This is a genomic window from Candidatus Neomarinimicrobiota bacterium, assembly GCA_017656425.1.
Lineage (GTDB): Bacteria > Fidelibacterota > UBA2242 > UBA2242 > B5-G15 > JACDNV01.
In genome coordinates, this window is sequence record JACDNV010000006.1 from 98945 (window position 1) to 123516 (window position 24572).

The window sequence follows — 24572 nt, forward strand, 5'->3', positions numbered from 1 at the left end:
CCTTTCCTCCACTTATTATTTAAAATCTAAACCTTATACCTGCATTCGCGACCATACCATAGTATTTCATATTTGTAAATCCATCAATGGTTATCTGAGCAGATTCATTTATTTCATTATTGAGATTTGTTACATCGAGATATATTTCAGATTTCCATACCGGTAATTTCTGCCTTACAGATAGATCAATTTTAAAATAATCCCTTGTATATCCATCCTGTTCTGGGTACGAACCAACATAACTTGCCATATCGCCCTGATAATTAAATGACAATCTAATAGAAAATCCTTTATGATCATAACCAACGTAAGCATTCAGAATATCATCAGGTTGATATATAAGCCTTCCTGTACGAGTACTATCAACAACGAATGTCTCCGTTTGTCGTGGACCAACAATCACAGTTTTATCTTCTCTTAATGGATATTTAGTCTCTGATTTTATTTTTGCATAATTTATACCAAACACCACACCTTTCATTAATCCAGGCATAAACCATAACCTTGTTTGGAAATCAAATTCGATTCCCTTAACATATGCTGGCCAGATACCATTAATATATGTAGACACTGTAGCTTTTCGTTCAGGTTTGTACACACTTACTGTACCATCTTTATTCACAATAACGATCTGAAAATCGTCTATTGTTTTGATTGTTTCATACTTTTTTACATCATATAATCTATAGTTCGTATGATATATAAAATCTTTTATCTTTTTATAAAAAGCGCCAATCGTTAGAAGCCCCAGCCTGTTTCCGTGAAATGCTATTGCAAAATCATGATTAAAAGATTGGCCCGGTTTTAAATCAGGATTACCAGCCCATACATAGTTTCTTGGATTATTAAAACTTATCTTGGGCGACATCTGATGGTATGCAGGACGTGCCAGACTTTTAGTATATGCATATCTAATATCCATCCAGTCAAACGGAGAAATCTTTATAGAAACCGCTGGCAGTAAGTACTCATTTGGATTTCTTGTTTCAACTGTATCTACCGCCTGGTTCTCTGGATTTCGCATGTCAAACATATTATACACCGTATAATTATTTATTGTCTTTTCATATCGAGCACCGCCAATAAATTTAATTTTCCATAAATTTATCTCAGTCATCAGATACCCGGCATAATATTCCTCACTAAAAATGTAATCATTAGCTGATTGCTGGAATAGCCCATTATACCAGCCTCCTGTCTCATCAGGACCGCCAGTGGCTTTACCAGCCCATCTTGGATCACTATTTAAATATTCTGCTATTTTAAGAAGAAGGTCTGAATCGGGCACCCAGTGCATTCTCCCAAATCTATCATTTAAGAACGGTTCCATCAATTCTGCATCACCCATAAAATTTGTCCCTGGATACCTTGCAACCTGAGGATCTACAAAAAGATTAAATCTTGCAGCAACCGTATCAAGCATACGCTGTTGATAATTCCCAGAATATTGCATACCAGCATAGGGTGCTTCCTGATCATTTATAATCTCTTTAAAGAAATATTCACCTCCGAATTTTACATAACCAGAAATGAAACTACCTATTTTATATGGTACTTTCAAAAATGATTTAACAGATTTCTTAGATTCTTTATATAATGTAGACCATAATTGTATGGTATTTAAATATATCGAATCGGGTCCCGGATAAATCCAGTTGACCTTTAATGACTCTGGTTTAGTATTTTCAGGTACTTTACCGACACCCTTATACGCAACACCTGATCTGAAAGAAACATACGGAGATTCAGGTAAATTATTCTTTGACATTGTATTTGCTAACTTCAAATTAAAAATTACACCATTAAAGTCATTATTAAATTCAAGTGAGTTTAATAATATATCGATATTATTTGATCCTTCCCTCATATTGAATCCAATTAACCTATCATTATAATTCAGTACAGTCCTGTAATCCTCAAAGTCAGAATTACGGCGAGCATAAAGGTTTAACATTTTTATGTATCCATATGGCAATCTGTAATCCAATATTAAGTTTGCTCCATAACGTTCCCTTGTTTCTACATGCCTATTCAAAGTTACATTAGTAACCCTTACAGGCCGATAACCGGTTAATGTATCAATTTCTACACTTGTGGTTATATAACCAGCATTCATAATATCAGCATCTCTATCGTATTTTTCCATATTCCCGAGTAAATAAAAACCCAATCTTTCATTAAAAATTCTATTGCTTACAGAGACAACAAACCTATAGTTACCGTAATTATTTGTCATATAGGTATATCCAGACTGACCTAATATATCATACCTGAATCCTGAGGGTGCTTCCCTGAGTTGCATCTCAACTGTACCGCCAACAGTATTAGCATTCATATCAGGTGTTATAGACTTATAAACCGATATAGATTTAATCATATAAGGAGAAATCATGCTCAAATCTACACTTCTATCAGTATTAACGTGACCAGCTCCACCTGCTATTGCTGTTACTCCCATTTGGGTACTTCCCGTAGATGTTAATCTAACGCCTTCAACTGAAACCGAATTATACTGGGGCGCTATACCTCTGATGACCACCTTATTTGCTTCTCCTGAGCTTTCGAGTGTGGATACGCCGGGTAACCTACTCAGGGCCTGAGCAGCATTAAAATCTGGCAATTCCTGAAGCCTGGCTTCTGAAACAACATTTGCTATTTTATCTGATGCCAACTGCTGACTTATAGCTTGTACCTGTCCCAAAGCCTGTGCGGTTACTACCACTTCTTTACCCCTTACTGTAATAGGACTAAGACCAAAATCTTGTGTTACTGATCCTGTTGTAGGAACTTTAACTTTGATTGTACGTGTTTCATATCCTATATATGAAACTACAACTTCATATTCTCCTTCCGGAACATTTTGTATGTAAAAATTTCCATCTAAATCTGAAGCAGCTCCAAAGTTAGTACCTTTCAAATAAATATTAGCAGCTGGCAGGGGTTTTTCACTGTTTTTATCATATACTTTACCCTTTAAAACACCAGCATTAATACTATTAAATGTAAATAATATTAAAAATGAAAAGATTAATACTCTAATCCTCTTAATATTAGAGTTCATATCTTTTATCTCCCTTTGTTAACATAGACCTCTCATCCCCTCAAATAAAAGCAAGACAATAACGATATAAAAGAAGTTATCAAATAATTCCAGCAAATATATTCATTTTTACCCATTTAAATAACCCTCATCTTTTATAATATATATTTTATATACTAATTATGCAATATCTATATACAATTTATTTATAATTTTTTACCGCATCGATAAATGCACTAATATTTTCACTTGATACCCCAGGAGGCATTCCACCACCACAAGAAAGTATAACTCTCGATCGATCCTTCAGCGAATTCATCAAATCTACTACAGCTTTTTTTACATCTTCTGGTTTACCCTGTGCCAGTACGTCACGAGGTGGTATATTACCCAGGAGTGTAACCATATTGCCTGTCAGCTCTTTCAACTCATTTAATGTTATGTCGAAACCCATATTAAAAAGATTAACCCCAATCTCGGGCAAGTACTTAGCACTGACTTTACATGGTGCGTCATTGTGTAAAAATTTCACTGATACATCAACATCAAACAACTCCTTTAAATAAGGCAATGCAAACTCTTTAAAATGATCTTCGCCAATAAAACCAATTATATCATCAAGAATGAGTATACCATCAATTGTTGGGAATGTTTCTCTTTGAAATTTGTGCCAGTTCTTCAAAAAAATTGTAACTTTTTTTAATAAATCATGTACCTCATCAGGATTAGTCATAATTGCTGTCAAAAATTCTGTCATTCCCATAATATAGGAAGCTACATTCAAAGGTCCACGGCTCACAGAGAACCTGATTTTATGTCCTGTTTCTTCGATTTTATTTTTATACATTTTTAAACGGTTGATCATAAATGGCAATAGCCCATCAGTTGTAACCTCAGGAATATTCAGGTTTCTGATCTCATCAATAGATTTTACGACCTTATGGGCGTGGGGAAAACCATTTTCAGTAAACACACACCTTGCGCCAAATGCGGATGGCTCCGTACACATTCCGAATTCCGACCAAAATCCAGGGAAAAACATAATATCAGGAAAACTTGTTACTGCTTTAAGGTTTGCCTGAAACCACAGTTCAGGTGATGTAAAATAGTCAAGAATGGTTATACCATACCACCCGGGAAGCCATGGACAGTCTATAATAAAACCTATAGGCATAGGTTCTATCAGTTCCCCATTTATTACATCTAATAATACTTGCCATTGTTTATCAGTCATATCTATACCCCCTTTCAATTAAAATCTGGCACAGGTATTTTACTGAATTTACTAAAATATTCCAGACAGGTATCCCTCCAGAGCTTTGCGTCCTCATACTGGATTCGAAGTTTCTTGTTAACGTGATTCCAGATTTCAGGATCTATATCATTCTTTAACTTTTGCCATTCTTTTTTCATCCATTTTACGTATTCAACACCACTATTATACTTAAAACACATCTCTTCCCACAGTGTTCGTCCAGACTTCATTTTATATCTCCACGGTACTTGATGAAACCATAGTAGATATTTTTCAGGACACGTTTCTATATTATCAAAAATTTCACTTAGTGGCGGGCAATACTGGCTTACTGCATTACTTCCGGTTGAGGATCTGTTATATCCAATACCGATAGAATCTGCTCGATGATAATATACAGATGTCCAATCAATCCTTGGCTCATTAGCATTTCCAGGATCTACACCGTAATGTGAACCAGATTCCATCAAATGGTGAAGCCCTAATGGATGTCTGTAATTAACGAGTGCCTCCCACGAGCCTAACATCATCTTTTTTATTCTCTCTTTTACATATTCATTTTTCGTTAAAGTTAATGTTATCCATTCATCTGCTATTTTTTTAGGTTTTAAAGTATGGTCCCAGGCTAATCTTCCAAAAGCATACCAGTTTGCTTGAGCAAATATATAACCACACCAGTTTGAATCATTACCTATATTGGAAACGCCAGCAATCCCTGTCATATGGTAATTATAAACCGAACCATCTATAACTCTTGCAAGTGTTGTACCTTTACCCTCACAATACAGATCAAAATCAAGATATTCTCTCCACATACTCGCAAGGAAAACCAGATGGTTTGAATGACCTAAATATTCTTGCGTAATTTGTAGCTCAAGCATCAATGGTGTATTTGGCATTGCTCCGAAAAGCGGATGAACCGGTTCACGAGGCTGAAAATCAAGAGGCCCATTCTTAACCTGAATAAAAACATTTTTTAGAAACTTCCCATCTAAAGGTACAAACTCTTTATAAGCCCTTTTTACCCTATCTGGATCAGTCTCTGGATTGTATACGAAAGCCCTCCACATAACAATACCACCATATGGTTTAAGGGTTTCTGCCAGCATATTCGCACCATCAGCGTGTGATCTTCCATAGTCCAAGGGACCGGGCATCCCTTCTGAATTAGCTTTTACTAAAAACCCACCGAAATCAGGGATTAATTCATAAATTTCAGCAATCTTCTTTTTCCACCACTTTCTCACTTCAGGTTCAAAAGGGTCAGCTGTATCAAGATTACCAATACCACCATTTTTCAACGGGGAAGCAAAATTTACAGAAAGAAAAACCCGTATTCCATAGGGACGAAAAATTTCTGCAAGTTTAGCAATTTTTATCAAATAATCTCTTATCAAAATTTTCGGGGTTGCATTCACATTATTCAAAACTGTGCCATTGATCCCAATAGATGCATTAGCTCTGGCATAATCATAATAGCGTTTATCAATTTTCTCTGGTAATTCATGCCATTTCCAGATTGATTTACCTGCATAACCTCGCTCAACAGTTCCATCAAGATTATCCCAGTGATTAAGTAATCTATATTTTATCTTAGGTATTGACACTATGTCCAATTCTTTGATACTCTTTTCCATTTGTATATGTCTGATGAACCAGAAAGAGCCATATAAACATGCTATGTCAGTATTTCCAGATATTAATATAATCTGCCTGTCAGGAAGATTAATATTCCTTATAATAAAGTCTTCATCACCAAGATTATTAAAGATGTGCTTTAGCCCTGAAACAATATCTGAACCAACATCCGAGAATTTAGCTACAACAAGGCATTTGTCTGTTATATGATCCGTATTAAGTATGCTTTCTCCTAACAGACCACGGATTGCATCTCCTATTTCTCTTTTTATTATTTCTTGCGTTTCAGAATTTCCAAATACGACAAAACTTTTAATAGCATCCTTATATTCTTTTAATATTTTTTTATTAGCCAATGGTCTATATTTTAGCCAGAGCTCATATCCATCATCTGCAAGCAAAATAGACATACCTAATACTGTATGTATTAATAATATACACAGCGTACACAGTTTATTTTTAAATTTCATGTATATTGCCTACTTCATTAAGTTCTTTATAAAATTTCTCAAATCGTCAGAACTGATTTTAGTCACCCCTTTGTTTTTCTGTATGTCCTTTATATGCTGTAATATAATATGAGTAAAAACTGCACCAGGTCTCGGATAAGCTGCAACGATATAGTGTGGTCTGGGTTCTGATTCACCTTCCTCTAACTCCAGTTCAGCCCTTACATTATCAGGCGATATCAACGAATTACCATATCCAAAAATTAATTTATCCATTTTCTTATAAACCGCTTTGCTTTCCTCAGCCATACCGTAATAATCGAGTAACTCTGCAAAAACGTAATTTGAGGTAGTATACACATCTTGACCCTGCTCTGATTCCACCTGACTACCATCTTCTGTCCTACACATTGCCCATCCCATTAGGGTTTCATTATTTTCAAAAATTGTTTTTAAAATCTTTTTTATCCTGTCTTCAGGTATAAAAGACTCCTCTCCTATGGAAATTAGAAACCAAACAGCGTCCAGTTGATTAAGCCAAACATCGGTATTCATTTCTCCTGTCTTCGTATCATAACAGGTAACATAATACTGGAGATCGATCCCGTTTTTATTCTTCTTTTCCCTCCACAATTTTTCAAACTGTTCTGAGGCTTTTTTAAAACTTTCTTCATATTCTTTTTTTGCTTCGAGATCATTCATCATATCAGCCATAATACTCATGGCACGACAACCAGCCATAAAAATAGTGGCATCATAGGCATCAACACCAAACAAAGGAAGATTATCAAAGGTATTTTTCACCTCACCCGGGTTTCCTTCTGGTATACCATCACCATCATGATCTAATGACCTCAAATATTCAAAACCAAGTTTTAATGTCGACCAATTTTTCCGCAGAAAATCCAAATCCCCAAGAAATTTTACATTTCTTAGAACTCTTGTTGCAAGCTTCGGGAATAGATCAACCCAATAATTATTATTATACCAAGCATATTCGCTAACATTACGGAGAGGATGACCTTTTGGCATAGCACCAAGATCGTGATATACTGAACCCTTTATTTTAACTTTATCCCTAATCTGTGTCAAGGAAATACTTTCATATTCTTCAGGATGCTCCTCGAAATGCTTTCTTGCTTCAACAAAAGAGGCATGATAATGATAAAATCTTAAATTATTATCTTCATCCAGTATTGAATTTATAAACTGCTGACACAATTCCTGTTCAATATCAGGAAACAGCACTAACAGAATCATCGAATACCATTCTACATCTGATGGATCTAAATACGCATAATCAAAACATTCAAGGAATCGCGCAACATCTCTTCCCTTTTTATCTTTTATCCATATCGCAGCGTTTGATATCGGGCAACTAAACTCATTGAATATCAGTCGAGCAAGTCTCAGCGCACCTTCCTCGTCATCCTTATATGACGGTGAATTTCGAATCAAATCATATATCCTTTGTTGAATGGTTAGGGTTCTATCAAACCAAGCCTGATAATTTTTAAGAGCAACCTTTACTAAATCAGTTGCCCTTGTTTTTTTGTTTTTAAAAGACTTTACATATCTTCTTTCAAATTTCGCACCATCAATATAACGCTGAATCGGGAAATCTAAAGCTATTCCAAGAGGAATTTTAATTGATTCCTTTGGACCCAAGGAAAAAGTAAGGCTTATGGCTGAACCATAGTCCTGATTCAATTTAGGTGGCCTTTTCTCATAAAAAGTGCCATCATCGTTTAATAATAAATCCTGTTTCAATCTGTTCAAGCAGAAATAGGGTTGCAGATCTATCTTCACTCGGTCAGTTTCGGGACATGCTATTACCATCCTGTCTTCACACTCTTTACTTGCCATTACTATACCTTTAATTCCATCTTTCTCAAATACAGTGTGTACATGTCCTTTTATGGGTGTAGAGCATATATAAACTGTGTCCTGGTCAAGGGGCTTTAACTCCTTTTCTTGTAGATTTACCAAACTCGGCCTCGGCAGTACCAGAGTAATCTCGTGCAATCTGTCATCATTGTTTTTAATTTCAAACTCCTCAACTCCAATTGGCATGAGTGCCTGTTCCCTATCATATAGGAATGGTGATATAAACTTTCTTGAAACAGTAATACTATCGGTATTATAAACTACTTCGGCAAGTGGAGTAGCCATAGAAATTGAGATATACCTCTCATCAAGGGGAGGATGATAATAGTTCTTAAGGGCAGGAACATCATCGGGTGTCTCAACAAGTGCTGGATTTCTTCTTGTTAGCATGGTAGTCTTCTCGTCAACTCTTATGAAAGGAGCTGATCCAAATTGAATCGCATTCTGATTCAACAAAATTAACCGTCCAGCATTATTAAGGCGGTTATATAGACCATCCGGAGAAATACCTATTGATAACGTAGGTATTCCTTGAAGAGCTATTGTTTGAGGAAATAGAAGTGTTTTCGACATTCCTTGGAAATGAACAGTCATGCGATTTTTTTCATAAACTTCAGATATTTCAGAACCAGAAATTGTACAGATATCCCTGATCCTTAAAGAATACTTTTTATCCATAACAAACCCCTTTGTATTTTTTTAGCAATATGATAGATCAAGTGAAATATCTTTTTTTCTTGGCGCCTCCTGCCTGATAACTTTTCCCTTTGCTACTTGAAGGTTAATCGGGATCTTGGTTGTAGGACATGGCTGAAATTTTCCAAACAATAAATCTGCAGCAGCTCTTATTGAATCGGGAGTAGCACTAAAGTTACATATGACGGCATCGGCTTCCTCAGTTGCCCCATAGGGATAAGGAGTATTTGTAACAACAATAACTGTATGACCTGCCTCTTTCAATTTTTTTACAAGAAGTTGATTATTTCCGGACTTTACTATACGAGCATAGTAATTCGTCATGACTACAAGATTTGCTTGTTTTGCAAGCTCTAGACATTCGTTTATCTCCTCTTCGTAAGCAGAAAAATCTGTATCGGTTAGAATAAGATTCGTAGAATGTGTCGACATAGCTTCGCAAAACATGTGGGTATGATGATATGGATCCTTACCAACAAATTCATAAGGTATGCGTTGTTCAATAACTAGAATTCTCTTATTCTTATCAAGAGGTAACAGTTTTTTATTATCCCACATAATAACAATTGATTTTTTTGCTATATCCCATGAAAAATCTATAACCTTCTTATCCCTTACGATCTTGTGAGTTTTTTTCGGATCTCTTTTTCCAGCAGTTTTAAATAATCCTTGATCATATTTCATTTTTAATAGTCTTGTCACTGCTTCGTCAATTCTTTCCATTGGTATTTCACCTTCCTGAACAGCTCGCTTAATACCAAAGAAACATTGACTTCTTGATTCATCATCAGCCTTAAGCAGGATAGTATCCACACCTGCTTTTATTGCTTTTACGCAGGCTTCTGGCAATGGCCAGTTCTTTAAAATTGCTGCCATACCTATTGCATCGGATACGATAACTCCTTCAAAACCAAGCTCTTCTCTCAGCACCCCTTTCAAGATTTTCTCTGAAAGAGTTGCTGGATACTCTTCATCGTATGCAGGATATACCGAGTGAGCAGTCATTATTGCCTTTACACCAGCATCTATAGCGGCTTTAAATGGTACTAATTCAACCTCGTACATTCTCTTTTTATCAACACGAATCACGTCCAGAACATCATGCGCGTCAGTTGCAGAATCACCTCTCCCTGGAAAATGTTTTGCAGTCGCTACAAGCCCACCATCCTGCAGACCTTTAACCAAAGCAGCTGCATGTTTGGCACAGAGATGCGGATCATCGCTGAATGACCTAACCCCAATTTCGGGATTAGCAGGATTGATATTTACATCACAAACTGGTGAATAGATTTGTGTTACACCAATAGCGGTCAACATTCTGCCTATTGTAAGACCTATTTTATAGGTTATATCAGTATCACCAATGGCTGCCATACCCATAGGTGGAGGAAATTGTCTTATTCCACCAGACATATAATCATTCTTGAAATCACCTTCAAAATCTATTGTCATATGAAGAGGGATACCAGACGGACGGCTAAGGGCTATTCGCTGCAATTTATTCAATCTTTCAGTGTACTCTTCTGGTGTGATACTGATACCAAATGTCCTTCCATCAAAATAAGTGTTTGCTATTTTAAAATAACCTTCTGGTTCAACAAAATTTGGGTCTATTTGTGAATTACCCCAATAAAGATTTTTGCATGTCTCCAGTGCATAAGGCTCAAGACATAATCCACCGCAAAGCAATCTTGTAATTTGCTCTGTACCACTTGGGGTAATAATTGCACCACGCCAGGTAAAAGTTAAAAGTTGACCAATCTTATCATCTAAAGTCATTTGACTTAATTTTTCACTTATAAATTTATCTCTTGCATTTGACATGATTTTCACCTCCTTTTATTTTTTAATTTCACTTTCCCAAACACCGCTGTTATTTGGACCTACCCAGAAACCATTTTCAAACTTCCATCCTTCTTCATTAATTACCATATTCTTTGTTTTCCATCCACTCTCAATTCTCCTAGTCAAATCCTCGAAACCTTTATTCCAGCTCAGGCCATCCGGAACAGTCACATTCATACTGCCAGCAGCGTTTGCGTACCTAAGGCAGGACTCTATTGTATGACCCCATACAAATGCAGCTATAAAACCAGCAATAGCTGAATCTCCACTTCCCAAAGCTCCTACAAACTTTTCCTCCTCGTAGACAGGAAACCATAATTCCCTATTAGACCAGTTATCAAGATTAGCACATTTTGCTGCTCCCAGTTTATCCAGCCTATTTTTATCCGCTGTCCTTATGTATAGACCTCTATGACCGCACTTTATCATCGCTACCGCTGTACCCATTTCAATAAGATCTCTTCCTACATTCGAAATCTCTTTTACAGTTATGTGATCGAGCACGCTTTCACCTGGACCAAGATTAGCTCTTTTTTTAAGAAACTCATCCCTATATAAGAAGAAAAATATCTCTTCCGCACTGGGAACCATCAAATCAGTGAGTAATACCCAATCTTCAAGAATTGCCCTCCAGTCCTGTTGCCCCGCATAACTATCTACATCAGGAAGGGATAAATCAAGAGCAGTTGTAGCATTTAATTCCTTTGTTTTCTTAAGTATTCTGGTAAGCTCAGTTCCCTTATTTTCATAAAGCTTTCTCATCCATGGTGGATATCCAAAAAGCACTAATTTGGCTCTTTCAACTAGATCGAAATCCATATCATCGTATCCAAAAGTATCATTCGCACCACAATGATGTAGATAGAAACGATCAATTCCCGGTATACATATTGCAATTGTGTAAGAAGTTGATTCACCCTCAACCATTCTAATACCAGTGAAATGACCCTCATTTTCCTCATACCATCTCAGAACATCTTCACCAAAATTGTCATTTCCAATCTTTCCGATCAATTCGGTTTTTACACCTAGACGTCTTATTGATACTCCGGCATTCGTAACAGGACCACCGCCTACAACGACGCACTTCCCCATATTAATCATCTTACCAGGAATTAGTACATCCGTAACGCTATTTACTTTTTCTTTAATTGTGAATTCGGGTATAATATCAAGACAAATATGTCCTGCTGCTACGACCTCAATATCCTTTTCTTTTACCACTTTTCCCCCCTATCGTTAAACAAAATTTGTGCACTTTGGATTTTTTCTCATTTTCTAGTCATTTAAAATGTTCAATTAATGATTTTAATGCTAATTTAGGCTTACAATTTCTATCAAATAACATTGGATAGTCTTTTCTGCCTGATATCGGTAAATAATTTCTCCACGTCTGGCGGTCATGAACAGCCCATAGTGTAACTCTCTTTATGTTTTCTCTATACTTATGAAACAGAGAAAATAATTCAACATACCTGTCAGCAAGAGCCTTTTCGACTGATTCAGGTAAACCATCGACGTATGGATTATGAACCCTTTGAAATTCCGGAATAAGTAAAGAAATATCTACTGCTTCAGATTCCACTGGATAAATTGGAAGAACACTTATATCCATTTCAGACACAATAACCTTTACCCCTATTCTTGAAAGAGCAAGTATATAAGCCTCAATCTCTTCCAATCTGGGATATTCCAGAAACCAGTGACCCTGTATTCCTACTCCATCAATACGGATACCTCTTTCTTTTAAACTTTCTATTAATTTCATAATACCTTGGCATTTAAAAGGCTTCTCAAAATTATAATCATTATAATACAATTCTGCATCTGGATCGGCTTCACGAGCAAACTCAAAGGCTTTTTGTATATAATCCTCCCCTATTATTTCATACCATTTACTATTTCTTAAACTCCCCTCCTCATCTACCGCCTCATTCACCACATCCCAGCCATGTATTTTACCTTTATAGCGTTCCATAACAGTAAAAATATGCTCCTTCATGCGCTTCAATAAGCCTTCACGATCTACCCAATTGCCTGATACATCCTTAAAAACCCAATCCGGAGTTTGCAAATGCCAGACAAGTGTGTGACCGATGGTAAAAATATTATATTTTTCACCCAATTCGACATATTTATCCACAGTTTCGAAATTGTATTCATTCGGTTTTGGGTGTACTTCTTCCCACTTCAAAATATTTTCAGGGGTTACACTGTTAAAATGCTTTTTTAAAACATACAACGTCTCCCTTTCTTTGCCGCAGACTTGATCTTTGCTCAATGCAACTCCAATATAAAAATCATCTTTGAAAACATCTTTTAATCCAGGGGAATTAGAATTTCCATCTTTATTCATAACTGTTTCTAAATTCCCTGAATTCTTACTTGAATTACACATATACATTTACTCCTTTCAGCTACTTTAATACAAATTTATTTGTTTATTTTAGCCACCTCTAACACTGCATAAAAAGCTGGTTTCGGCATATAATTGCGGTCAAACAATAAAGGATAATCAGCTCTACCCCTTATTGGCCAGAAGTTCCTGAAAGATTGACCATCCTGCATACCCCATAGAGTAACCCTGCTTATTTTATCTTTGTGTTTTAGAAAAACCTCGAAAAATTCCCTATATCTATCAGCTAAAATCTTCTGCATTGAATCTGGTAACCCCTCGGCATATGGATTCAGCTCTGCCCGCAAATCATATACCTTTGTAATATCCGCGCCTATTAACTCTGGATCAGGAAAAGGCAAGACTGTAACATCAAGTTCAGTAATCATAATTTTCACACCCAAATCTGAAAATGCTTTTATACTTGCTTCTATATCTTCAAGGATCTCAGGATAATCCAATCCCCAATGTCCCTGCATACCTATACCATCAATTTGTATCCCTTTTGACTGCAGTCTTTTTAATAGTCTTATCACACCTTCCCTTTTACCAGGTTTCCACATATTAAAATCATTGTAATAAAGTTCTGCATCTGGATCAGCTTCATGGGCAAATTCAAACGCCAGCTCAATATATTCTTCTCCAATAATTTTTAACCACGGAGATTGTCTATAACTTCCATCATCGTTTATAGCTTCATTAACAACATCCCAACCATGAATACGGCCTTTATATCTACCAACCACTTTGAATATATGATCTTTCATTCTTTTTATCAGAACGTCTTTTGATACAGGATTTCCATTATCATCTTTAAAAACCCACTGTGGCGTTTGATAATGCCAAACCAGCGTATGACCCACAATAAACATATTATTTTCTTCACCCAATCTTACAAAAGCATCAGCTGGGCTGAAATTAAAGCTATCAGGTACAGGATGAACTTCCGACCATTTTAAAATATTCTCAGGTGTAATACTGTTAAAATGCTCTTTTAATATGTCTAATGCAACTCTATCTTTACCAGATATTTGGTCTCTATTGAGAGCCACACCAATATAAAAAGCGTCTTCATAAGCTTTCCAGAGAGATGGCTCCTTTGCACAAGAAAAAACTAATAACAATGAAATTAAAATTATGCTTAATTTTTTCATTACAAATCCCTTTCTTTTATACCTCTGCAAAAGATTTTCTTCTCTCCTCAAGATCCCTCTCTATCTGCTTCATCATTTCCTTGCTTATACCATAGAAGAAAAGAGCTACCACTCCAACGTAAAAAGCAGCTGCAGGAAATACACTCATAAGCATTTTTATCCCTAATAATGCCTTCTCTGTTTGTTCAATATTTGGGACGTATCCAAAAAGTGACAGCAACCAACCTGAAATAGCTCCTCCTACACCGAGACCAAACTTCAGACCAAACGTCGCAGCAGAAAAGGCAATTCCGGTAGCTCTTCTCCCTTTTCTCCATTCTGAATAATCAGCAACATCTGCCATCATCGCCCAGAGCATAGGTATTGTTATACCATATGAAAACTGGGCAATTACCTGAAGTATAAACATTATAGTAATAGCTTCTGGTGGCAAGAATATAAATAGAAATATCATTGTTGCTGTTATAAAAAGGCAAACCCTAAAAGTATTTCTCTTCCCGTATAAGAGGGAAAATTTCTTTGTAAAGAATATTCCAATAAGTGTAGCCACGTTCCCTAATATGTTAAACGTATCAAAATATTTAGGATTACCAACATAATATTTGAAATAGTATAAGGTAACACTTCCTCTTAATGAAAGGCTTATAAAAACAAAAATTGTCAATACAAAAAGTGCCATCCAGGGTTTATTATCAAGTAAATCTTTAACATCTTGCTTTAACGAACTTTTTTGCTTCGGATTTGGTTTTACTCTCTCTTTTGTGGTTAGGAATGTTATAATAAAAAACACAACGGCAATTATAGATAATAAACCGATTGTCATCTGGAATCCCTTTGCCTCATTTCCTTGACCAAAAAGGTCAACAAGTTTTCTACCGAATCCCTGAACAAGAAGTGCTGCTGACATGGCGAAGAAAAATCTGTAAGAGGCAAGGCTCGCTCTCTCTTCGATACTGCTTGTTAATACTCCAGTCATGGCTGAGTAAGGAATATTGTTAGCAGTGTACACTGTCCATAAAAGGAAGTATGTCACGTATGCATAAATTATTTTACCCGTAAGACTTAAGTTTGGTGTAGTAAAAGTTACAAAAAAGATTAATCCAAAGGGAGCAGCAGTCCACAAAACCCATGGTCTAAATTTACCCCACTTTGTATTTGTCCTGTCTGATATTGCTCCCATAATCGGATCGGTTATAGCATCCCACATCCTCGCAAGTAAGAATAATGTACCTGCCACCCCTGCTGGTAATCCAAAAACATCAGTATAAAAATACATTAAGAACATCATTGCCGCCTGGAAAACAAAGTTTGCTGCACTATCACCCAGGCTGTAACCTACTTTTTCTTTAATTGATAATTTTTGTGATTCAGTCATTTATTACCTCATTATTTTAAGTATATCATCTTATTAATCTTACTGCCATATTGAGTTTTTAAACAACAGAAATAAACTCCACTGCCAACCTTTTTCCCTGTATTATTAACTCCATTCCAATTCACTTTATATCCGCCAGGATACGCATATCCCTCAAATGGAATTGATATAATATCCCCATATATATCATAAGAATAATTATTGATTTCAAAGTCAATTTCTGTTTTTATATTGAATGGATTGGGGAAATTCTGAAGAAGACGAAAAACAGGCTGGAAGTTTTTTGAATTCCCCATTTTTGTGGACTCACCTATCATAGAGATCGTTACTATTGCCCCTGATTGAATTTGAAGTGCTAAAGAAGAATGATTGAATCCACTGAAATATGAACCCTTCGAAAACCGATTGGAAACGTAACTCTTTGCGTTATTAATGTTAAAATCCTGAATATCGAGAGTATCTTTTATTGTGCTTGATGAAACATTTAATAACACAATTACAAGAGAATCATTATCCGGAGAAATATATGCTGATGCCCTTAAATTATTATTGTCCGAATGGCAGTAAATCCTGTACCAAGAAGGATTTATAAAGTGTGAATAATGCCATAGAGCATAATACTCATCTTTTATTTCATAACTATTATTATTATCTATAGCTATTAATGGTTTTCCGCTTGAAGGCCAAACTAAAGCCCAATATAAATAAGCGGAAACACCTTTAATAGTCAGAGAGTTATGTATTAGCCATGCTGTATTAAACCATGATCCATAATCATATTCTGTCTGGAAAATTGGTTTATCATTATAACGTGAGGCAATTGATAACATATTACCATTAAAACTGTCAGGATTATCATTTCCATCACCACCATGATATAGATGGTGCGCATATCCATAAAAACGTTCTTTATTCATGTTGGAGACAAAATTTTGAAATAGATTGTAACCTATCCCCAGTACCTCTGGAGCCAGGATCTTCGGTGGATCATTCATTTCCTGAAGCTTTATATATATAGAATCAAGAGTTTTATTATAACCGGCTTTTAAATCAGTTTCATAGGGATCAAACAAACAGCAATCCCATGTAGCATTATAAGATGGTTCATTCTGAATACTTATGTATGTTGGGTTTATCCCATATTCACGAAACTTAACTACAGTTTCATACCACCAATTTGCAAACTTTCTATACATGTATTTACCATTTTCCTTCTTTAAAGTACCACCAACTGTACTACCACTGTTCTTTAAATAGGCAGGTGGTGTCCAGGAAGATATTAATATTTTTATAGGACTTCCTCTTCGCTCTTCTGCATTTTCAACAATATCGGCTAAATATGATATATCACTTGTATTTATATCATAAAGATTCCTAAATCTAATTATATCAATCTTTAAATCTTTAAAAATCTTATCATAAATCTCAATCTTTTTTGTATGATCAGATATTAAATGGTAATACCACGCAACAGCTGCCCCAAATCCTTCCATTTTCTGGAACTTAATATATGAATTAACCTTAACTTTTGCTGACAAGCATACTACAAATGTCAATGTTAATAGTAGAGACAGGATACTAGGTTTTTCAAAATTCATTAAATCTCCAGTTCTAGTAAATATCAAAATCTAAATTTACACAATCAATAAACAAGTTATATAATTTATAATCATTATATTTTTTATCAATGAAAAAGTATCCAGCACATAAAATTTTTAATTTCTATTTCAAGTATATTTTACCTTAGTATACTTTCACTATCCGAGTATGACATTTACTTTGTGAATATTGCCATCTGAGAACAATGGCAGCTTATTACACTTTATTTCTTTATCATCAATTATAATCCTGCCTATGCCTTTGTTAACACCAGCAGGATTTTCAATCGTTATGTCATAAGTGGCGTTTCTGAAAACTCTCTTTACTCTTACTAATTTCCAGCTTTTAGGTATACATGGATCAACTATAAGTCCATCAAAATCTGGCCTAATACCTAAAATATATTGAGATATAGCAACAAATGTCCATGCAGCTGTCCCTGTTAGCCATGAATTCTTTGCCTCGCCAAATGTTGGAGCATCTTTCCCAGCAATCATCTGGCTGTATACGTATGGCTCCGCACGATATATATCAATCTCCTTCGCTCTTTTCGGTGGACATACATTCATATAATATTCAAAAGCTCTATCCCCATTACCTAACATAGTCTCTGCTATCATTATCCACGGGTTTGTATGCACAAAAATACCAGCATTCTCTTTGTACCCAGGTGGATAAGAGCTTATTTCCCCAAGATTTATATGATAGGTTTTATATGCAGGTTGTTGTAACATAATACCCTTTGACGTCGCAAGATACTTTTTTACTGATTCAAGAGCTTTTTTAGCATACCCATTGTCAATTCCGACGCCTCCTAAAACGCACCATGCTTGACTTTCAATAAATATTTTGCCCTCATCACACTTAATTGAACCTATTTTTTCTCCATTTGCATCATATGCTCTTAGAAACCATTCATCGTCCCATCCATACTTCAGTATTGCTTCCCTCATTTCATCCGCTTCTTTATGTAAATAATCAACCTTTTCCATTTTGCCCAATACTTTGTATATTTCAGCAAGCCTATCACAGGCAACACAGAAAAGACCGGCTATCATCAGTGATTCAGCTGTTTTACCCTCGCTAATATCCCCAGCAAGTTGAAAACTTTCATCTGGATTTGTAGAAAAACAGTTTAAATTAAGACAATCATTCCAATCAGCGTGCCCTATGAAAGGCAACCCATGGGGACCTTTATTATTTAAAATGTAATTAATAGAAACATCCAAGTGATCAAGCAGTGTAGATTCCTTTGATATTTTATCAGCATATCCAACCTTCTCATTCAAAATTGAAAAATCACCAGTCTCCTTGATATATGCCGAAGTAGATAATATTAACCACAGTGGATCATCATTAAATCCTCCGCCAATTTCTTCATTCCCTTTTTTTGTTAGTGGTTGATACTGGTGAAAACAGGAACCATCTGACATCTGAGTGGATGCAAGGTCAAGTATTCTTTGCCTTGCACGTTCAGGTACCATATGTACAAACCCAAGTATATCCTGATTGCTATCTCTGAAACCAATACCACGTCCAATGCCTGATTCATACAATGAAGCAGATCTTGATAAATTAAAAGTTACCATACATTGATATTGGTTCCAGATATTCACCATTCTGTTTACAATCTCATCTTCAGTTTCAACGTAATATTTTGAAAGCAAAACGGACCAGTATTCTCTTAGTTTATCAAATTCCACATCAATATTTCCACTCTTAGAAAAATATTCTTTAACTTTATAGAAGTCTTCTTTATTTATTACATTTTGAGTTATATATTTTTTCTTCGGGTCATTTTCAGCATATCCAAGCAAGAAATAAAATCTTTTTTCTTCACCCGGTGAAAGCTCCAAGTCTATTTGATGCACGCCAATAGGAGCCCATCCATGAGCTACACTATTAGTACAATTTCCATCCCATATTGCCTGTGGACTTTCTAAACCATAATGCAATCCAACAAAAGAATCTCTGCTGGTATCAAAACCACTTATCGGAAGACTGGAATAAAAATATGCATAGTGATTCCTCCTTTCCCTGTACTCAGTGATATGAAATATAGTTGTATCTTCAATTTCTACTTCTCCTGTTGAAAAATTTCTCTGGAAATTTGTCATGTCATCATAAGCATCCCATAGGCACCACTCAATAAAACTCCACATTCTAATCCTTTTTATTACACCAGTATTATTTTTAATCGTCACATCCCATACTTCGTTTCTGAACCCAACCGGAATAAAAAATCTTATACCAACTGATAAACCTTTCTTCTCACCTTTAATTATGGTATAACCCAGCCCATGTCTGCACTCATAGTCATCAATAATAACTTTCATCGGTTTCCACATAGGATTCCACACATCATTGTTATCCTTTATATATATATATCTTCCATTTGAATCAAATGGAATATTATTGTATCTGTACCTTGTCAATCTTCTCAACCTGGCGTCCTTATAAAAACAATACCCACCTGCAGTATTAGAGATAATACCAAAAAATTCGTCACAACCAAGGTAATTAATCCATGGTAGTGGTGTATCAGGTTTTTTTATAACGAATTCTTTATTAAAGTCATCAAAATACCCATATTTCATTTTGCTCCTCCATATGTTATTTGTTTTTCTCTTACAAAAAACTCACTAAATCATTTTAGTAAGAATAATAATTTAACCTGAAATTTAAAAATAATAATCAGCAATTAAAGTAATTATTTTATGCCCCGATATATAATAGGGAGATTATTAAAACTTTATTGCAAAAATCCGATATTTGATTTATTTTAAAGATGCTCTTAAGAGTAAATTCATGTAATCAAATGAATATTATGGAGTAAAAAATAATGAATAATATTAAAAGGTTAGAAAACCCACTGCTTTATATCATAGTGGGTATATTAGTATCTTTAATCTTAATCAATTTAATATTGTTCTTTGTAACAAATTCAAATATAAATTTCTGGATTTCCTTTTCCTCATTGACAATAGTGTCTTTGAGCTTTGTTACTTTCATTGTTCTATATACAAAATATGCAAAAAAAAATAGGATTGAGGAATACATTAAAAACATATTAGAAGATAAAGAAGCATTGGATAATGATTTCCAGGCTATAAATACATCTATGACAGAATTAGCTAATGGAAATCTAACTTATAAAATGAGTTTACAATCAAAGCCAATACGATTAAATGGTAACGATTCAGAACAACTCTCTCAAATGACAGAGTTATTAAATTCAATCATCAACCATTTATATGAGTTTATGGATCAATTCAATGATGTTACATATGAACATTGCTTACGTTTATGTTATGTTGGTGCTGATTCCTTTAAAGAAGGCCAAAAATGTGCAGAAATAATGGCTGAATTGATAAATAAAACTGGTAAAGTAGCAATAATTACAGGTAGCTTTAATGCTACTGGACTTGAGTTAAGAAGAAGGGGCTTCCAGAGCTATATATATAATAACTTCAAAGATATAAAAATTATTGGTGCATTTGAGGAACATGAAAGCGATGAAATTGCTTATCAGGTTACCAGAGAAATTATACAGAAATATCCCGATATTAAAGGAATTTATGTTACCGAAGGTGCAACTCCTCCAGGCGTTGCTAAAGCAGTTGAAGAGTCAGGAAGAACTGATATAAAAATCGTTGGTCATGATTTAACGGATGAGACTATGCGATATTTGAAAAAAGGGATAATCAGTGTAACCATTGGACAGGGGCCTTTTGCCCAGGGTCACGACCCCGTGATACATCTTTTTAATCATTTAGTAGGAGGATGGAAACCAAATACCCCAAGACTACTAACAAACATGGATATCGTAACAAAGGAAAACTACAGAAATTATTGGAAAGAAGGTATCGGCATAATACAAACAAAAGAGTCATTGGAAAAACTTGCAAAACCATTTAATATAGTTCCCAAAAAAACTTTAAAAATAGCCGTTCTAGGTAGAGAGGATTCTGCATTCTGGATACCTGTTAAACAAGGTGTACATCATGCAGCAAAGGAACTCGAAAAATACAACACTATTGTTGATTGGATAATACCAAAAGAAGCAATTGAAAAAAGAGAAGTTTCTGCCAAAACCTATGGTCCAGAATTACAAAAGTTAATGAAAAGCTACGACGCAATAGCTATTACTAATGTTGACAAAGAACTAGTCCCATTGATAAATAAAGCTGTTAAGAGTGGTATCCCGGTAGCAACAGCCAACAGTGAACCCCTTAGCCTTAGAAGTCTTATAAGTACTATAAAGGATCAACTGGAAGACATTATAAATCAAAGCAATAGTTTAAGTGAGAGCGCTGATGCATCAAACCAGGCAATACACCAGATTAATGCAGCTGTCAGCCAGGTTGCTAAGGAAGCACAAAACCTGAATACGCTATTAACAAATACCCAACATTCACTTGAGTCATTGATCGACGATTTAAACAAAATAGATAGTCTTGCTCGAGAAAGTAACAATGTTGCAGAAGAGACAACAAAATCATTCAATATGGGAATTAAAGCGGTTGAAAACGCTATCAATAATATAAAGGATATTTCTACATCTGTTGAAAAAACAAAGGAAATTGTGAATATTCTTAATTCGCACTCAACTAAAATAAATGACATCATAATGCTTATCAATAGCATAACAAAACAAATTAATTTATTATCACTAAATGCATCAGTTGAGGCAGCCAGAGCCGGTGAAGCAGGAAGAGGTTTCATAGTAATAGCTGAAGAAATAAGAAATCTTGCACTGAACACAGATAAAGCAACAAAGGAAGTAGTCGGTGTTGTAGAATCAATCCTCGACGATATTAAAGAGGTTTATCAATTAACTGAAGAAGATGTAGCAAAGGTCACTGAATTAACAAAGCTTACAGACACGTTAAGAGAGACATTTAACGATATACAAAACTCTGTGGATAAGAATAAAATGCATGTAAATAATATAGCAGATTCCATAATCGAAATGAGCAAACTCTCTGGCGAAGTAAAAGACGCTATGAAAAAAGTTGCTGAGGTTAGTGAAAACAATGCGGCAGCTTCCGAAGAAGTATTTACTACTATTCAATCTTTAGCAACACAAATTTATAATACCACTGAGCTTGCCAATTCTTTTAAGACAATTGCCGAAGGACAGCAAACAATGCTCGCTAAATTTATAGTATAGAAAACAATAGCCTAATCAATCTTCGAGTTTATCTAACCAATTTTTCTTTAAGATCAAACTTGTTATAAATACTGATCCAGAAGCAATCAATACAGCATAAAATTGTTTTAAAACAAGGTACATTGATAACGCTATAATTGATATCTGCCAGACTAAACCTATACTAATATTAAAAATGTCTCTTTTAAAATTTGTATTCTTTTTAAAAGAAGGATTTTTTTCTTTGACTTTTCTATATATCGGTTCCCAGAATCCCCATGGTCTTGTAATAGAATAAAAGTTTTTCAAAATATTATCAGATTCGGGTTTAGACAGAAAAGTTCCCGATATACATCCGATGATAGATATTAGCAAAATAATAGGAAAACTATTAAGAGCAGAAAGAGAGGGAAAAATAGCTGGTATCACCATAGAGGCAAGTATTCCACTTATCATACCCCAAAAGTAACCATATCCATTAAATCGCCACCAGTACCATTTTAAGAAGTTCGGTGCCGCATACCCTCCCCATAATGCAGAAACTATCCAGAGAGTCACCTGATTGATAGATTCAGTCATAAAACCAAATAAAAACCCCAGCAACACCACAAGAATTGATGCCAAATAACTTAAAAACACCAATTTTTTATCACTGGCTTCTGGATTAACATATTTTCTATAGATATCATTGACTAAATATGCAGGTGCAGCATTTACAGTAGCGGCAAATGTAGACATAAAAGCAGAAATAAATCCGGCCAAAACAAACCCTTTAATTCCAATTGGAATAAAATTCCTCAGAGCATAGGGTAAAACCATCTCAAAATCAATATTATCACCCATAGCCCTCAATTCTGGCATAAAATAGACAAGAGCAAGAACTGTCAATCCAGTAACCATTAAATATCTCGGGAAATTCAATACAACATTAACAAAGCTACTCATCAAACTTGCCTCTTTTGGACTCCTAGTCGCAAGTATCCTCTGCATATCATAATTCGGAGCCGGTCCTGCCATGCTTATTATAATCCCCTTAAATAACATCATTATGAAAATAAAGCCAAAAATTTCATAACCATCTGCAGATATTTTATTATTAACTGCATCAAGTATACCCGACCAGTCAAGGTTAAGGTGCCAGCCAAAAAATATACTCTTCCATCCCTCAGGAACAATCTTATCAAGCATCCCCGGAGATACCTTAGCCATAGCAATTATACCAACAGCAATTGATGCGATTGTCATAATTAAAAACTGCAAAACCTCAGTAAATACAACAGAAAACATACCCCCAGCAACTACATAAATTGTTGTTATACTCATAATTATAACCGCATATGCCTTTGGTGATAAATCCCAAGGGAGAAAAGTGGCTGCAAACTTTCCGATTCCCTGAAATGCATATGCAAGAAAACCAATAACACTCACAAGTGCGTAAAAAACAACGCTGATATGAGCAAGCTTCGATCCTGTACCGTTACCAAAACGAAATGTTATCCACTCCGCTCCTGTCATAACGTTTGATCTTCTTAACCAAGATGAAAGATATATCATAAGGAAAATTTGATTAAATATAGGCCATAACCATGGTAGCCAGGCACTTTTCATTCCATAAACAAAACAGAGATACACAAGCCACATTGTACCTGTAATATCGAACATACCTGATGCATTGGAAATGCCAAGGATATACCAGGGCAAACTCTTTTCGCCTAAAAAATACGATTCAAGGTTCTTCGACGCCCTTTTAGAAATATAAATTCCAATAAAAATTGTTGCCAGAATGTAGGCAAATATTATCCCCACATCGATAAAATGTAGTTGCATATTTCCTCCAGAAGATTAACAACACAAATATGGCAATTTAAATTTTCTACAAAATATTTTTCGATTCGTCATATCAATGATTTATTAATTATAAAATATTCCTGTCAATTTTACAAACTAGTATTTCCATTGACACTGTATCTACACTTAATAATTTCAATGAAATACATGCTTGCATTCAATATTATTATATTATTATAAAATTTGAAAAGAAAAATACAATTAAGAACAGTCTATATATAAAGATTGAAATACTGACA

13 protein-coding genes are annotated in these 24572 nt (G+C 35.1%); 1 reads left to right on the forward strand and 12 read right to left on the reverse strand.

Annotated elements, in window-relative coordinates:
• Positions 1 to 19 precede the first annotated feature (19 nt).
• The 11 genes from H0Z29_05755 to H0Z29_05805 form a co-directional block, all read right to left on the reverse strand.
• Positions 20 to 3061 (reverse strand): TonB-dependent receptor, encoded by a 3042-nt coding sequence (locus H0Z29_05755; protein ID MBO8131007.1) that lies wholly within the window; start codon positions 3059 to 3061, stop codon positions 20 to 22.
• 181 nt (positions 3062 to 3242) lie between these two features.
• Positions 3243 to 4274 carry a uroporphyrinogen decarboxylase family protein gene (locus H0Z29_05760; protein MBO8131008.1) on the reverse strand — a complete coding sequence of 344 codons (1032 nt, stop codon included), beginning with the start codon at positions 4272 to 4274 and terminating at the stop codon, positions 3243 to 3245.
• Between the two features lie 14 nt (positions 4275 to 4288).
• A complete protein-coding gene (locus H0Z29_05765) occupies positions 4289 to 6403 on the reverse strand; it encodes an alpha-glucuronidase (protein ID MBO8131009.1) in 2115 nt (704 codons plus the stop codon).
• Between the two features lie 9 nt (positions 6404 to 6412).
• On the reverse strand, positions 6413 to 8947 hold the full coding sequence (locus tag H0Z29_05770) for a hypothetical protein (protein ID MBO8131010.1): 2535 nt from the start codon (positions 8945 to 8947) through the stop codon (positions 6413 to 6415).
• Between the two features lie 21 nt (positions 8948 to 8968).
• On the reverse strand, positions 8969 to 10789 hold the full coding sequence (locus H0Z29_05775) for a glycoside hydrolase family 3 C-terminal domain-containing protein (protein MBO8131011.1): 1821 nt from the start codon (positions 10787 to 10789) through the stop codon (positions 8969 to 8971).
• A gap of 15 nt (positions 10790 to 10804) precedes the next feature.
• Positions 10805 to 12034, reverse strand: a complete 1230-nt coding sequence (locus H0Z29_05780; protein ID MBO8131012.1) for a carbohydrate kinase family protein — start codon at positions 12032 to 12034, stop codon at positions 10805 to 10807.
• Between the two features lie 58 nt (positions 12035 to 12092).
• A complete protein-coding gene (locus H0Z29_05785; GenBank protein MBO8131013.1) occupies positions 12093 to 13166 on the reverse strand; it encodes an endo-1,4-beta-xylanase in 1074 nt (357 codons plus the stop codon).
• Between the two features lie 77 nt (positions 13167 to 13243).
• A complete protein-coding gene (locus H0Z29_05790) occupies positions 13244 to 14359 on the reverse strand; it encodes an endo-1,4-beta-xylanase (GenBank protein MBO8131014.1) in 1116 nt (371 codons plus the stop codon).
• A 16-nt stretch (positions 14360 to 14375) separates the two neighbouring features.
• A complete protein-coding gene (locus tag H0Z29_05795) occupies positions 14376 to 15734 on the reverse strand; it encodes an MFS transporter (GenBank protein ID MBO8131015.1) in 1359 nt (452 codons plus the stop codon).
• A gap of 11 nt (positions 15735 to 15745) precedes the next feature.
• On the reverse strand, positions 15746 to 17332 hold the full coding sequence (locus H0Z29_05800) for a hypothetical protein (protein MBO8131016.1): 1587 nt from the start codon (positions 17330 to 17332) through the stop codon (positions 15746 to 15748).
• Positions 17333 to 17491: 159 nt separating this feature from the next.
• Positions 17492 to 19930, reverse strand: a complete 2439-nt coding sequence (locus H0Z29_05805) for a glycosyl transferase (protein MBO8131017.1) — start codon at positions 19928 to 19930, stop codon at positions 17492 to 17494.
• A gap of 245 nt (positions 19931 to 20175) precedes the next feature.
• Here H0Z29_05805 and H0Z29_05810 point away from each other — a divergent pair, with 245 nt between their 5' ends.
• Complete coding sequence (locus H0Z29_05810) at positions 20176 to 22506, forward strand: substrate-binding domain-containing protein (GenBank protein ID MBO8131018.1); 2331 nt, start codon at positions 20176 to 20178, stop codon at positions 22504 to 22506.
• 15 nt (positions 22507 to 22521) lie between these two features.
• Here H0Z29_05810 and H0Z29_05815 read toward each other — a convergent pair whose 3' ends face one another.
• On the reverse strand, positions 22522 to 24312 hold the full coding sequence (locus tag H0Z29_05815; protein ID MBO8131019.1) for a Na+:solute symporter: 1791 nt from the start codon (positions 24310 to 24312) through the stop codon (positions 22522 to 22524).
• Positions 24313 to 24572 lie beyond the last annotated feature (260 nt).